13 protein-coding genes are annotated in these 14,459 nt (G+C 43.0%); 12 read left to right on the top strand and 1 reads right to left on the bottom strand.

Annotated elements, in window-relative coordinates:
* The first annotated feature begins 75 nt into the window (after nucleotides 1-75).
* The 4 genes from I588_RS08180 to tnpA all read left to right on the top strand — a co-directional run bounded on the left by I588_RS08180 (nucleotide 76) and on the right by tnpA (nucleotide 4,819).
* Nucleotides 76-2,166 carry a hypothetical protein gene (locus I588_RS08180; RefSeq protein ID WP_010755514.1) on the top strand — a complete coding sequence of 697 codons (2,091 nt, stop codon included), beginning with the start codon at nucleotides 76-78 and terminating at the stop codon, nucleotides 2,164-2,166.
* Complete coding sequence (locus I588_RS08175; protein WP_010755515.1) at nucleotides 2,167-3,285, top strand: glycoside hydrolase family 172 protein; 1,119 nt, start codon at nucleotides 2,167-2,169, stop codon at nucleotides 3,283-3,285.
* Nucleotides 3,286-3,296: 11 nt separating this feature from the next.
* Nucleotides 3,297-4,166, top strand: a complete 870-nt coding sequence (locus I588_RS08170; protein ID WP_010755516.1) for an ROK family protein — start codon at nucleotides 3,297-3,299, stop codon at nucleotides 4,164-4,166.
* A 179-nt stretch (nucleotides 4,167-4,345) separates the two neighbouring features.
* On the top strand, nucleotides 4,346-4,819 hold the full coding sequence (tnpA, locus tag I588_RS08165) for an IS200/IS605 family transposase (RefSeq protein ID WP_010755290.1): 474 nt from the start codon (nucleotides 4,346-4,348) through the stop codon (nucleotides 4,817-4,819).
* Between the two features lie 136 nt (nucleotides 4,820-4,955).
* On the opposite strand, the gene I588_RS26405 is transcribed toward tnpA, so the two are convergent.
* Nucleotides 4,956-5,975 carry an AraC family transcriptional regulator gene (locus I588_RS26405; protein WP_010755517.1) on the bottom strand — a complete coding sequence of 340 codons (1,020 nt, stop codon included), beginning with the start codon at nucleotides 5,973-5,975 and terminating at the stop codon, nucleotides 4,956-4,958.
* A gap of 354 nt (nucleotides 5,976-6,329) precedes the next feature.
* Between I588_RS26405 and I588_RS08155 the strand changes: the two genes are divergently transcribed.
* The 8 genes from I588_RS08155 to I588_RS08120 all read left to right on the top strand — a co-directional run bounded on the left by I588_RS08155 (nucleotide 6,330) and on the right by I588_RS08120 (nucleotide 14,450).
* The gene (locus I588_RS08155) at nucleotides 6,330-7,457 is read left to right on the top strand and encodes an acyl-CoA dehydrogenase family protein (RefSeq protein ID WP_010755518.1); all 1,128 of its coding nucleotides are present in this window, start codon (nucleotides 6,330-6,332) and stop codon (nucleotides 7,455-7,457) included.
* A 17-nt stretch (nucleotides 7,458-7,474) separates the two neighbouring features.
* A complete protein-coding gene (locus I588_RS08150) occupies nucleotides 7,475-8,260 on the top strand; it encodes an electron transfer flavoprotein subunit beta/FixA family protein (protein ID WP_010755519.1) in 786 nt (261 codons plus the stop codon).
* 10 nt (nucleotides 8,261-8,270) lie between these two features.
* Nucleotides 8,271-9,272, top strand: coding sequence for an electron transfer flavoprotein subunit alpha/FixB family protein (locus I588_RS08145; RefSeq protein WP_010755520.1), 1,002 nt, complete (start codon nucleotides 8,271-8,273; stop codon nucleotides 9,270-9,272).
* 17 nt (nucleotides 9,273-9,289) lie between these two features.
* The gene (locus I588_RS08140; RefSeq protein ID WP_010755521.1) at nucleotides 9,290-10,549 is read left to right on the top strand and encodes a CaiB/BaiF CoA transferase family protein; all 1,260 of its coding nucleotides are present in this window, start codon (nucleotides 9,290-9,292) and stop codon (nucleotides 10,547-10,549) included.
* 167 nt (nucleotides 10,550-10,716) lie between these two features.
* Nucleotides 10,717-11,385, top strand: a complete 669-nt coding sequence (locus I588_RS08135) for a response regulator transcription factor (RefSeq protein ID WP_034692367.1) — start codon at nucleotides 10,717-10,719, stop codon at nucleotides 11,383-11,385.
* The gene (locus I588_RS08130) at nucleotides 11,376-12,476 is read left to right on the top strand and encodes a sensor histidine kinase (RefSeq protein ID WP_010755523.1); all 1,101 of its coding nucleotides are present in this window, start codon (nucleotides 11,376-11,378) and stop codon (nucleotides 12,474-12,476) included. Before I588_RS08135 ends, I588_RS08130 begins: the two co-directional genes overlap by 10 nt.
* Nucleotides 12,477-12,516: 40 nt before the next feature.
* Nucleotides 12,517-13,791, top strand: coding sequence for an ABC transporter permease (locus I588_RS08125; protein ID WP_010755524.1), 1,275 nt, complete (start codon nucleotides 12,517-12,519; stop codon nucleotides 13,789-13,791).
* Nucleotides 13,788-14,450: an ATP-binding cassette domain-containing protein gene (locus I588_RS08120; RefSeq protein ID WP_010755525.1), complete on the top strand. Its 663-nt coding sequence runs from the start codon at nucleotides 13,788-13,790 to the stop codon at nucleotides 14,448-14,450. Before I588_RS08125 ends, I588_RS08120 begins: the two co-directional genes overlap by 4 nt.
* The last annotated feature ends 9 nt before the right edge of the window (nucleotides 14,451-14,459 follow it).

The following is a 14,459-nucleotide window of genomic DNA, read 5'->3' as shown; positions in this document are numbered from 1 at the left end:
GGAGGCTTCTTCATCTCATTTTTTATCCTATTCGGCTTTTCAAAGACAATTAGCCTATCTAAAGGAGATGAATTGATGAAGCAGAAAACCAATCCTTATTTTCAATTGCAAATAGAAAAGGGTCACTATACAACGAAGAATACGATCAGCTATTATCGAGGCAATTTGTCCCATGAGGGATTGACCTATGATGTATCAAATCAAAAAGTGTTAGCTAATCTAGATGTCTTTGGCAATTTGGAAACCTTGACCTTTTACCAGCAGAATTTTTTGACTGAGGAGAAGCCGGGAGTTTGGGTAAATAAGCAGCTGATCCAAACCCAAAATATTTCCTTTACGGTAACTGTGAATCAGGTTGTGTATCAGCTGGACGATGGGCTGCATCGAGTGACAGTAGATGTAGAAGATAATCTGAATCCACATTTTGTTCATGAGTATCCTGAATTTCGTCTGACAATTCGACCGTTTTGCCCAATTGTTGCAGGAGAGCGGTTGAGCTGTCTAGTTTATGGGTTTGAAGTGGAGAACATAAGCAATGAGGCCTTGGAAGTCAGCTTTGCGCTTCCGCAGCTCTATCAGCAAAAATTGTCGGATCAGCAAAATGTCCTGATTGTAGGGCAGCAATTGAAAGCTGTTCAAATCGCTCCTCAGAAAACAACTACTGCAGCGATTGCCTTAATTGATCCTAATTGTTATCAGCTGATGGATCTTTTTGCGGTGGCCAACTGTGAGGAGTGGTTTGCGGATACGATGGACTACTTTCGAGGACGCTTTGGCAAGCTGACAATGGAGGATGAGTATCTAGCCAGCTTGTTCCAGCGGGCGGCTTATCAGAGCTTTGCAGCCTTTGGTATGAATCGAGAAGGTCAGCTGGTGGGCAGCAACTGGGGCAGTTATCCTGCGACTAACCGGATTTGGAATAAGGATATGTATTATTCTTCGCTGCCTTTTTTGTTTTTTGATCAGGAACTGATGGAGCAGACCATTTTATGGTTTCAGCAATACGCCATTAAATTTCCGGGCACTAAATTTGCTGGTGGAATCTCTCATTCAGTGAGCAATGCTTTAGCACCTTTATTGTTAAGCAGCTTGTATTTGGATTATTACAGAAACGATTTTTTTAAGGAACATCCGGAAATTTGTGAAAAGGGTCAGCAGTTAGTGGAAGAACTGTTGGCGACTCGTGAAGATACTAGCCGTTATTTGGTTCATTCCATTTGGATTAGTGATGCCTACGCCTTGGGAGATTATCATACGGGCACCAATATTTGTTTTTGGAAAGCCTGTGAGGGACTGGCACAGTTGTATCGAGCAAGTGGAGAAACAGGGCTGGCTGACAAATACTCAGAGGTGGCCGAAAGGGTTAAGGCTGATATTCTGGAGCTCCTAACCATTGAAGGGCCGTATGGTCGGCAGTTTTTAGAAGGGGCCGATCAAAGTGGTGCTGCTTATACTTCATTGGCTCAGTATCAGCAGCCGATTCTCCAGCAGGGATTGATCTTTTTGGAAGCAGTGATTGAAGGGGAAAAGATCAATCTGTTAATGCATGATGGTGAGGAATCAGACACAACCTTGTCAGCCTTTTACGGATTTTTACCAATAGAAAATCTTATTTATCAAAACAGCATGCGTTTTGCAGCGAGCCCCGAAAACCCTACTTATAGTGAGACGATTGAAGGAATCACCTGGGGATTGGAATCAGGCGCAACGTTTCCAGGCTATACGACGATGCTGATGAGTGGCTCCCTAAATGCAGTAGCATTCAAGAAAAGGCTGGAAGTTTTAAAGCGATTGGCTGATTTGGATGGTTCTTGGTGGTGGTGGCCTTATCCGTTACAGCCTAAACAAGGAGAAGTGGTGCGCAATTTTGGTTGTGGAAAATGCGGCTGGGCTTCGGGAATTTTTATCAGCTTGTTTATTACGCATTATTTAGGGTTGAAGCAAGAAGCAGGGATTTTATCCTTTGCACCAATGGAAGGGATAGAGGTGTTTTCTTGGGAGAATTTCCGATTAGGAGATAAACAGCTGAGTATTTATTTTGAGAAGGAACAAGTGGTGGTCGTCAATCACAGAGAGCAGCCGTTTGTGCTAAGGGTAGCTGGTGCGAGTTTTTCAACGACTGAATGGTTAGTAAAGGATCAGGTAACGATAGAGAGGAAGAGTTAAGTGAGTATTTTAAGTGAAATTACCCAATATAAAAAAATGCAAAGCCGAGCAATCACGCCGGAAAATCCTACGGGGGAGAAGGGCAAGGCGGCGATGCTGCCAAGTCCATTGGGGCCAAGTCGTAAAGGCAAAGGAGCAATTCCGTTGAAAAGCGGGGAAGAAACCGTGATTGCTCAAATTGAAGGTCCGGGAATCATTCGCCACATGTGGATGACGATTCGTGATCGGACGGAGTTCGGCAGTTTTGTGCTGCGGGATTTGATTTTACGAATTTATTGGGAGGATTCAGAATTTCCAGCTGTGGAAAGTCCGTTAGGGGATTTCTTTTGCAACGGCTTTGGTCAGCGCTGTGATGTGAATTCGTTGCCGATTGTGGTGAATCCGACAGGTGGTTTTAATTCCTATTTTGAAATGCCCTTCCAGCGAGCAGCAAGAGTTACGATTGAAAATCAGCATCCCAAGGATATGACTTCCTTTTTTTACACCATTAACTATGCCTTGGTGGAAGAATTACCAGAGGAAACGATGTATTTCCATGCTAATTGGCGACGAGAACGAATGACTAATTATCAGCAGGACTATCAGCTGATTAGTGGTTTAAAGGGAAGCGGTTATTACGTGGGAACGTATTTGGCATTAACTTGTTTGGAAAGATATTGGTGGGGTGAAGGTGAATTTAAGTTTTATATCGATGGCGATTCCAATTATCCGACGATTACCTCTACTGGAACAGAGGACTACTTTGGCGGTGCTTGGGCCTTTCATGAGTTTGATGAATTTGGCCGTCCTCATGCTAAAAATTATTGTACGCCATTTCTCGGGTACCCCTACCAGTCCAATCGAGATACCACTCGCGAACGCTTTGAAACAGGCAAGCTAAATGCGGTTCATGCCTTTGGAGACGATGCCTTACCATGTCACGGCTTGTATCGCTGGCATTTGCAGGACCCGATTGTGTTTAATGAAGATTTGACAGTTACGCTGCAGCAGATTGGTAATGATGATGTGCAGCTGTTTGAACGTCAGGATGATGTAGCGACGGTAGCTTATTGGTATTCAACAGATTCAAATGGATTAGCTACACCGATCTTGAGTCGGCGCGAACGATTACCAAGATAGGAGATTGATAAATGTACGGAGCAATTGAAGCAGGCGGCACCAAATTTGTTTGTGCCATTGGTGACGGCGATTTAAACATTACAAAACGGGTGAGCTTCCCAACTACCACCCCTGATGAAACCATGAAGCTGGTGATTGATTTCTTCAAGGAATATCAGCATGAATTAGAAAGTATCGGAATCGGATCCTTTGGGCCAATTGATATTCATCGCGATTCACCAACCTATGGCTATATTACTTCAACCCCAAAGCTGGCCTGGCAGAACTTTGATTTTGTCGGCACTTTGAAAAAAGAATTCGATATTCCGATGGCATGGACAACGGATGTAAATGCGGCGTGCTATGGGGAATATATCGCTGGCGAAGGAAAAGGATATTCTAGTGTGGTTTATTATACTGTTGGAACGGGTGTTGGCGGCGGTGCACTGCAAGACGGCGTCTTTGTGGAGGGCTTCAGTCATCCAGAAATGGGACACATGCTGGTGCGCAATCACCCAGACGATTCCTTTGAAGGCAATTGCCCTTTCCATAAAACCTGTCTAGAAGGCATGGCGGCAGGCCCAGCAATGGAAAAACGTGCAGGCAAAAAAGGGCAGGAATTAGCGGCAGATGATCCAAACTGGGAGATCGAAGCTTATTATTTGGCTCAATGTGCTTACAATACTACCTTGATGTTGTCACCAGACAAGATTATTTTAGGCGGTGGAATCATGAAGCAGAAACAATTACTGCCTAAGATTTACCAAGCCTTTGAAGAGCTGATGAAGGGCTATGTGAAAACCCCGAAGCTGGAAGAATATATCGTAACACCAGAATTGGGAGATAATGCCGGGACTGTTGGATGTTTGGCTCTGGCGAGAGATAGTAAACTGCATTCATAGAGGAATAAGGAACGAGCAGATGGGGAGTCTGTTCGTTCCTTTTTGTTGTATGCTTTGAAAACCACCTGCTATGCAGGTGGTTCCGGAGAGCTTCCAGCGTGGTAGTGAAAAAACCTCCTAGAATGTTAAACTGATGCTGGTTTCCCGACCGCATCGCAAACAAATTAGGAGGTACCCTTATGAAAAAGGACAAAGAAAGTTTATCACATACCAGTTGGAGATGTAAGTACCACGTTGTATTTGCCCCAAAGTATAGAAGGCAGATTATCTATGGAAAATACAAACAAAGCATCGGCGAGATTATTCGAGAATTATGCGAACGAAAAGGAGTAGAAATTCTCGAAGCAAATGCCTGTAAAGACCACATTCACCTACTTGTTAGCGTCCCGCCCAAAATAAGTATTTCTCAATTCATGGGTTACTTGAAAGGAAAAAGTAGTTTGATGATATTCGATCGTCATTCCAATCTAAAATATCGTTATGGGAATCGAAAATTTTGGTGTCGTGGCTATTACGTGGATACAGTCGGACGAAACAAGGAGAAGATAGCAGAATATATTCGTAATCAATTACAAGATGATTATGCAGCAGATCAGTTAACATTATTTGAAGAATATGATCCGTTTACAGGAGAAAAAAACAAAAAGAAATAATCCGAGATTCTTTTAGAATCAGTGGGTAATAGTGGTGCGGGAGGAAGCCCCTTCAGAAGGCCTTTTAGGCCAAGGCCGGTAAAAGAGGCTTTCAGCCGAAGAGCAAACCACCCGTTACCACGGGTGGTTTTGATTGTTAATTGGAATCCATAATTTTCGGTAAGGTATTGCGAAATTTAGAAGGAGAAGTGTTTTCTTTCTTATTGAAAAGATAAAAGAAATGGCTTGAATTGGAGATGCCCACTGCCTGACTGATTTCTTCAATACTAAGATTAGTAGTGACTAGCAGTTCCTTAGCTATTTGGATGCGATGATCAATCAAGTAATCAATGGGTGGTTGACCAATGTGTTTTTTGAATTCTCTGGATAAATGGTATTTGCTGAAATTGAACTGTTTGGATAAAGTATCCAGCGTAATATTGTGCTGATAATGCTGTTCCATATAATATTGAATTTCTTTGATGTAATGGGGAACTATATGCTGTTTTCGCTTCTTTTTGTCGATTTCCAGGCCAATTTCACACAATAGCTCAGTGATAATAAAAAGAGCATTGGTACTAATAGAGCTGGCAGCGTCGGCAGCTGGGTACAATAGCTCTCGCAGCAAGGAGCGAAAATGTCCACTATCAAAAAAAGAAAATTTGTAATAGCGTTCCTGCACCATTTGTTCGTAAATATGACTTACCATATCGCCAGTTACGCGAATCATAATGTTGCGCCAAGCGTCTTCTGAGGCAGCAAAGTATTTGTGGTAGTTTTGACAATTAATGATCATACCTTCGTTGGTACTTAGTGAGATTTCTTGTTCAGTAAAGGAGACCTTTCCCTTTCCTGCAATCGTATAGAGAATTAAATAGACGGGTGTATCTGAGTGAATAAAAATACCGGAGGCGGGGATGTCCACAACGGTTGTACGTAACGGTTTTACCGCCGCAAAGCTGGGCAGCTGATTGTACGTATAGAAACGAGAATGTTCCAGTTTTAAAGATTCAGGCAATGAATTTTTTTGAATATGTAAATTTGTGACGTCCTCTTCGGCTAAAGCATTGGCAATGAATTCGTTAGTCAGATAGGAATCATCTAAGGTTTGTTTGATTTCTCCGATTAACAAAGAAGAGAAAAAGGCTGTTGCATCCTTTGGCTGATCATGAACCATGTTGTCTTCCCCCTTACAGTTTGCTCACATCTGCACAACTTTATTATAAATGAAATTCTTCTAATCTTTCTTGTGAAAAAAATGTAAGCAATATTCTTGATGAAAAAGCAAGATATCGAATAGAGACTTGGTAAGAAATTAGAATAAATTAAGGGGAAAATGGTACTTTTCCTTAAAGTAAAGGATTCGTATTGATCTGTCAATGGCTCATTAATATTGTATGCAAAAAAAATTTTAGATTGTTACTATCGGATCGAGCAAGATTTCAGAGGTTTACCACAAAATAGATTATTCACAAATTAGAGAGCGCTTTCTAAAATAAGAGTGTAAGTAAAAAGAAGGAGGTATAGGTACATGGATTTTACGGAAGAACAAGTCATGATTAGAGATATGGTAAGAGAATTCACAAAGAAGGAAGTCGAGCCACGGGATGCTTGGATGGACGTTAGCGGATTTGACCACGACCTTCACAAGAAAATGAGTGAGACAGGCTTAATGGGGATACATTTGCCTGAGGAATATGGTGGTGGCGGCGGTGATGCAGTAACAAGTGCGATTGTCATTCATGAAATTGCTAAAGGGAGTGCTAGTGAAGCCCTGTTTTTAGATGCCCACTGGTTGGCAGCTGATTGTATTTTGCATCATGGTACCGAAGAACAGAAAAAGAAATACTTACCGATGGCCGCTGCTGGGCAGATCTTTGCGTTTGGATTGACTGAAGCTTGTGCAGGAAGTGATGTAGCCGGAATTAAGTCGATTGCGGTGGCGGAAGATGATGGCTGGGTGCTAAATGGCGGCAAGGCATGGATTACCAATTCGGGAATCGCAGATGTGTATGTCATTTTAGCCAAAACTGAACCGGATGCGGGTGCTCGGGGTGTTTCAGCTTTTATTATCGAAGCAAATACTCCAGGATTGATTGTTGGCAAGCACGAAAACAAGATGGGGATGCGAGGAACAAGCACTACCGAGCTTTCCTTTGATAATCTTCGTTTGCCAAAGGATGCCTTGCTAGGGAATTTAGGAAATGGCTTCAAGATTGCCATGATTGCTTTGGATGGTGCTCGTATTAGTATTGGTGCCATTGCTACAGGATTGGCGGAACATGCGATGGAGTTGGCGAGAAAATATGCTAATGAACGACATACATTTGGTCGGCCAATTGGCAAGCATCAAGGTGTGATGTTCAAGTTTGCAGATATGTCAGCAGGAATTCGGGCCATGACTCTAATGACATACAATGCGGCCCAAATTAAAGCTGCCGGTAAGCGCCATACGCTAGAGGCTGCCGAGGTTAAATTGTTTAGCGGTGAAACCTGCTTCAACATTTGTAATGAATGTTTACAGGTGTTCGGCGGTTACGGCTATAGTAAAGAATATCATGTTGAACGGTTTGTTAGGGATGCTAAATTGCTGCAGATTGGCGAAGGAACAAGTGAAATTCTGCGAATGTTGATTGGTAGTACAGTTTTGGCTCAGTAACAGGAAGGATTTTTCGTATGAATATAGCTGTTTTTATTAAGCAAGTACCAGATACAGTAGAGGTAAAAATAGATCCTAAGACGGGGAATTTGGAGCGAGAAGGTATTGAAAGCACGATTAATCCGTTTGATCTGCATGCCATTGAGGCAGGTCTTCAATTAAAGGAACAGGTGGACGGCAAAGTTACTGTTTTAACAATGGGACCAATGCAAGCTCAGGCTGCTTTAAAGAAGGCTTTGGCGATGGGCTGTGATGAGGCCGTATTGTTGAGTGACCGCAAATTTGTGGGGGCCGATACTTTGGCAACCGGCTATGTGTTAGCCAAAGCCGCCGAAAAGCTGGATTCGTTAGACGTGCTTTTGTTCGGCCGACATGCAGTAGATGCTGACACCGGGCAAACAGGACCGATTGTTGCGAGTTTGCTGGGGTTGCCACAGGTTACTTTTGTTCGTTCTATTGAAGTAGAGGATCAATTCTTATTATGTGAACGACTGCTGGATGATTGTGTGGAAACTGTTAAGGTAAAGCTGCCGACATTATTGACCGTTACCAGCGAGCTAAACGAACCACGCTACGCAACTCCGATTAATATCATGAAGGCTGGTAAAAAACCGCAATTTATCTGGTCTAATGAGGATTTGGGGTGTGATGAAGACCGCGTGGGTCAGTCTGGTTCTCCTTCAACGGTGCGCAAGATATATGAGCCGGTTCATGAAACAGGTAATTTGCAGTTGCTGGAAGGAACTATAGAAGAACTTGCTGCAGGTTTGGTGGACCTTTTGGAAGAGCAGCACATTATATAGGAGGTCTGTCATGGATAAAAAGAATAACGGAATTTGGGTGGTTGCTGAGCAAAAGGGCGGCAAAGTTTTGGAGGCTTCTTTTGAACTACTGGCGAAGGCTTTAGAGTTGAAGAAAGCTGCTAATCAAGAAATCACCGCAATTTTATTAGGCAGTCAGATCAAGGAAGCTGCTCAAGAGCTACTTTGTTACGGAGCTGATATCGTACGAATTGTAGATGATGAGGTGTTGAAATACTATAAACCACGTACTTTTGAACGTGTACTGGTAAAGTTGATTAGAGACTACCAGCCAGCGATTGTCTTGTTAAGTGCTACCTCACAAGGTAGAGATCTTGCACCACGGGTCATGTGTCAGCTGCAAACGGGATTGACTGCTGATTGCTTAGATTTATCAATCGACGAACAAGGGTTGCTGGTTCAGGAGAAGCCCTCATATGGCGGAAATATTATGTGTACGATTGTTATTGAAAACGCACTACCTCAGATGGCTACAGTTCGCCCAGGAGTGTTCTCTAAAATTGAGCCTTTAGTTAATCCTCAAGGGAAATTAAGGGAAGAGGCAGTGGAAGTGCTGGACGATGAAGCGTACGAAATCATTGAAAGCTGTCCAGTATCGGCTTCAGGCAGCGCGATTACCGAAGCAGAGATTATTGTGTCTTGCGGGCGAGGAGTTAAGAATCAACAGGATTTGGCACTATTGAATGAGTTGGCGGAGTTGCTTCAAGGGGAAGTGGGATGTACGCGGCCGCTGGTGGATCAAGGCTGGTTTACCCACGAACTTCAAATTGGGCAAAGCGGTATTACAGTTAAGCCCAAGTTGATTATTAATATTGGTATTTCAGGGGCAGTGCAGTACGTTGTTGGTATGCAAAATGCCAAAACGATTATCAGTGTAAATCGCAATCAATCTGCTGAAATTTTTGCCATTTCCGATTATGGTATCGTCGCAGATTATACAGAACTTCTTCCAGCAGTAATTAATGAAATTAACAAGCGCAAGCAGCAAGGATAAGAAAGGAAGCGAGGAATATGACAACAAACAGAGAATTTTTAGTTCCTGAATTTGGTCCCTTTGCAGGCATTCGGATTGTTGATACTGGATCTTTAGTAGCTATGCCTTACGCTGCAACATTAATGGCGGATTTTGGGGCTGAAGTGATCCATATTGAACGTCCCAAAGTAGGGGATACGCTAAGAGGATTAGCTCCGTTTGCTGATGTTAATGGAAAAAAGGTAAGTACTTCATGGGTACAAGATGGCCGTAATAAGCTGAGTATGACGATGGAATTAAATCTAAAGCACCCTGAGGTCAAGGAAGCTTTTTATGAATTGATTCGTGAATCAGATATTTTTATGGAGAATATGGTTTGGTTGGAAAAACTAGGAATTCGTGATGAAGAGTTGCTGAAAGTGAATCCAAAGCTGATTATTGTTCATGTTAGCGGGTATGGAAATCCAGCTTTTGGCGGGGTACCTGAGTTTTGTGACCGCGCTTCCTACGATATGATTGGACAAGCCTTTTCCGGCTGGATGAACCTAAATGGAGATGCCGATGGTGATCCGGTGATTGCCAAGCCTTGGACCAACGATTTTGTCTCGGCAATGGCGACCGTGTTTGGTATTTTTGCGGCCTATGCTGGGGTACAAAAAACAGGAAAAGGTCAAATTGTCGATGTGGCTCAATATGAAGCGATGGCGATGTATATGTGTGATACCTTTACTACCTATACCATGACTGGAAATGTTCGTGGTCGAACAGGGAATAAATCAGCTGCCTTCCAGCCTTATGGATTGTTTAAATCAAAGGATGGATACGATGTGGCCTTGGGTGCTTTTGGACCAGGTGTATACAAACGCTTCATTAAGGGCGCTGGCTTTGATTTAGACTACTTTAATTACAAGGATTGTTCTTCAGGAGTCGAAGCAGTAGCTTCAGAAAAAGGACAGGAGCTGGATAGAAAGACAGTTGAATGGTGTTTGGCTCGCAGCGCTGAGGAAATCGAAGAAGCAATGGCGGAGGTGAAGGTACCTTGCAGTCGGGTCAATACAGCGGAGGATTGCTTGAAGAATGAACACTTCATCAAGCGGGATAACTTTATTAAGTATCAGGATCAAACAACTGGTGGGGAAGTTACTGCCTTTGGTGTGGTACCAAAATTAAGCGAAACACCTGGTAAAGTTTGGCGAGGAGCCCCAAGCTTAGGCCAAGATACGGAAGATATTTTACGGAAGATTTTGAAATATGATGATAAAAAGATTATGATTTTACGGGAAAAAGAATTGATTTAAGAAACGAAAAAGTCTTGAAGAATCTGGTGAATTATCCAGTTTCTTCAAGACTTTTTGAGCGTTCTAGAAGCTCGTCTTCACGATTTCTTCAATAAAAAAGCGTAGACAAAGGTAAATCTTCTATACTATTCTTAGAAACAAGAGAGAAAAGGGTGTGTGTTCAATAAATGAGAGTATTGATGATTGAAGATAGTATTGAGCTGGCGAATACGGTGAAGGCTGGGCTGGAGCGGGAAAATATTTCCGTTGATGCGGCTTATACTGGCATAGCAGGAGAAGAGAAGGCCTTTGTGAATCAATACGATGCGATTTTATTAGACTTAAACCTGCCGGATAAGGATGGATTGGAGATCCTTAACTTTTTAAGAAGTGCTGAAATTGAGACGCCGATTATTATTATTACGGCTCGAGATGAGATTCAGGAACGAGCAAAGGGGTTGGATTTTGGTGCAGATGATTATTTGGTCAAGCCCTTTGAGCTGTTGGAGCTGAATGCGCGTCTGCGGGCGATTATTCGCCGGTTCCATGGTCGAACAACGCCGCAAATTACGATTGGCGATTTGGTGGTAAATCCGGTTTGTCGTGAGGTATCTTATAGCGGCCAGGTAATTGAGCTGAAGCCGAAGGAATTTGATATTTTGTTGTGTATTGCGGAAAATTACCCGGCTATTGTACCGGTGATGAAAATTGCAGAGCATGTTTATGACGAGGATTTTGATCCTTTTTCCTCGGTGCTGCGGGTGCATATGGCTCGCTTGAAAAAGAAATTAGGGGATGCAGCAGGTAAGGAAGTATTGAAGAACATCCGAGGAAAGGGGTATCAGCTATGCGATTAAATTTTAAAATGACCTTAGTCATGCTGGTCTTTTCGCTGCTGGTTACGGCTGTGTTGATTTCCAGCTTTGTTTTACTGCGAACCAATATTGTTCAAATGAATGTCGCTGATTCGTTAGGCGACACTTTTTTTGTAGAAAATATGGAGCAGGCTCAAATTGAGGTCAGTAGTGATGAGAGTTTGACCGTTTCCAAGCTGGCAGTCAGCAGTGAGACCTTGGACAATATCTACATGAAGGAATATTTTAAATATTTGCCGTCGATTGCTTTAGGGATCTGTGGGGTTATTTTGCTGCTTACGTTTGTACTGTGGGCGGTTTTGCGAAAAATATATGGTTCGCAGGTTTTGGCGATCACTCACGACATGAATTTTATTGAGCAGCTGTCTCAAGGCAGTGTGAAGGATGAAGCAGTTTCTAGTGCTTTTGAGAATTTGAAGCAGAAATTTGATGGCCATTTGGCTGACTACAAGCGCTTAAACAGTTACTTAACTCATGAACAGAAAAATGCGATTGCTATTTTGCGAACCAATCTTGAGCTGGAGGCTGCAGGGCAGGCCAATTTGCAGGTCTTGGATCGTTTGACCGACAGCATTGACGATATTTTAACCTTGTCCAACAATGAAGGGGATTTAACTGAGGAGCTGGTGGATGTGGCGATGATTAGTGCGGAGGTTTGTGATTTGTATAAACGGAATTATCAGCAGCTGCATTTTGAGTTTGATGAGGAGCTGCCGGCCTTGATTTACGGCAAGGATCGTTGGATTTATCGGGCGATTTCTAATTTAGTGGACAATGCTATTAAGTATGGCGAGGATCAGCCGATTACGGTATCGGTGGAAAATAAAAAGGGCAGTGTGCTGTTGAAGGTAGCCGATCAGGGGGCTGGAATTCCTAAAAAGAAGCAAGCAGAAATATTTGCTCATAATTATCGGATTCATGGCTTGAAGCAGGATGGCTATGGAATTGGATTGTCAGTAGTCATGCATGTGTGCAGCCTGTGTAAAGGCTTTGTTTATTTGGAAAGTGAAGAGCAGCAGGGATCGACCTTTTATTTAACTTTTCCCAGTGCTGGAGAGTTAACACAGAGTTAACAATTGATTTGCTAGTATGCAGAGGTAGGAGGAAATGGTGATGATGTTCATCCAACATGCTTTTTTAAATCTGAAACGGAATAAGCGTAATGATTTTTTCATCGGCTTGCTTTTTTTTGGCATACTGCTGAGTTTCTTTTGCCTGCTGCAGGTCTATGGGGCGGTGGAACATTCGCTGGCGGAAACGAAAAAACAAACCGACACGCTGATAAACGTGAAACCAGATTTTGAAAAACAAGAGCATGTCACAAATTTGAATGAAGCCGATTTACAAGCATTAAATGAATTGCCTAATGTTGAAGAAAGCGTATTGATGGGCTACTCAGCGGTGGAAGTTACAGGTCTGGTTATGGATGCGGGCGAAAATGTTGAGACCGTTCATTCCGGTGCTGTCAGCACAATGAGAACTCCTCAAATGGGGGTGACTGCTTTGGACAATGCTTCGTTGAAAAGATATTTTCAGGCATCAAAGAAGGTATCCTTTCAAGGAGAGCTGCCATTAGAGCAGGGCACCTGTCTAGTGACAGAACAGGTTGCTAAAGGCAACAAGCTGAAGCTGGGAGATGAATTAAGTATCGGTAATGGCAGCAAAAAGCTGAAAATTGTCGGGATTGTTTCCGGCAAGCAGGAGCTGCAGGAGGTTTTTGGTGGAATATTCATCAATCTGCAAACAAACGAATACTTAGCGGAAGGGAAACAAAGCAGCTTCAATACGGTAACGGTGCGTTTAAGTAGTCAGCAGGCTGCTCGTGCGTTTGAAAAAGAGCTGCGTAAATTGCCCGCGTTTGATCAGTACCAGATTTACGCTGATCAGGAGTATCTGCAGGTTTTTGACTCTTTTGTCAGTCAACAAGAATTGCTGTTGAATGGGGTGATTGCTGCCGGAGTTTTGAGTTTATTCTTTGTGGTCCTGTTTTATAGTCAGCTATTCAAGCGGCGGGAATCAGATATTTTCGCACTGCGTTTGATGGGAATGCGGCCGATGCAGCTGATTGGCAGCAATATCCTTGAGATTACATTGATTGCCCTGCTTAGTTCTTGCTTAGCCTATGTCTGTGCCAGCTTCATTAGTGAAGGCCTGGTAGCAAACTGGTTAAGGGGCCTGCGCCAGACTAGCACCACTCAGATTCCCTTAATCACCATCAAGCAGGCAAATTTGTCTGCTGCTGAAATTCGCCAATTACTGGAAAATAGTAAATTTTTGAAATTTTTATTGCCGTACTTTGCGAGTATGCTTTTGGTGATTGTGGGATTAACCAGCCGAATGATTTTTGTCTTTGGTGAGTATTCTTTTCAGTTAAGGAGAAGCATATGAGACAGCTTTTACTGAAAAATGTCAGCTATTCTACCAATAAACCAGCAATTGAACTTATTCATCAGTTGAATGCGGAATTTTTACCAGGCAAGGTGTATGTGATTTTAGGCCATGCTCAGTCTGGCAAAACTACGCTGCTTTATTTATTGGCTGGTTTGAAGACCTGTTCAGAAGGGGCGATCACGTTTGATGGACAAAATCTGACCGCGATAAACCGGGACGATTATCGAGCACGCAAGGTCAGCTGTCTTTTTCAAACAGGCAGTCTGGTTAAGGATACGCCGCTGGCTAATTTGGCATTGGAAGCAACCATTGCCCAACAGGAAGTGGCGATTAGTGAGCTGACGACTATTCTTCAACAGGTAGGATTAACGCCGAAACAAATCAAGACGACAGTGAACAAGCTGGATAAACGAACTCAGCAGCTGGTGAGCTTGGCTAAAGTAATGGCCAGCAAAGCGCCGCTAGTGCTGCTGGATGAGCCGTCCAAATTGTTTTCAGAGCTGGCCATCGAGGAAACGCTAGAGGAACTGTCTGAATTTTGCCGGCAAAAAGAAAAATGCTTAATTATCGCTTCACAGTCGCACACGACGATCAAATTTGCTGATGAACTTTGGGGTTTGAATGGAGGAAAACTACTATTTATCAAAGAACAGTAAACTGGGGGA

Origin of the sequence: Enterococcus pallens ATCC BAA-351 (assembly GCF_000407485.1) — a bacterium.
Classification (GTDB): domain Bacteria; phylum Bacillota; class Bacilli; order Lactobacillales; family Enterococcaceae; genus Enterococcus_A; species Enterococcus_A pallens.
Note: the sequence above shows the minus strand (reverse complement) of the source record. Positions and strands in the feature narration are given on the sequence as shown.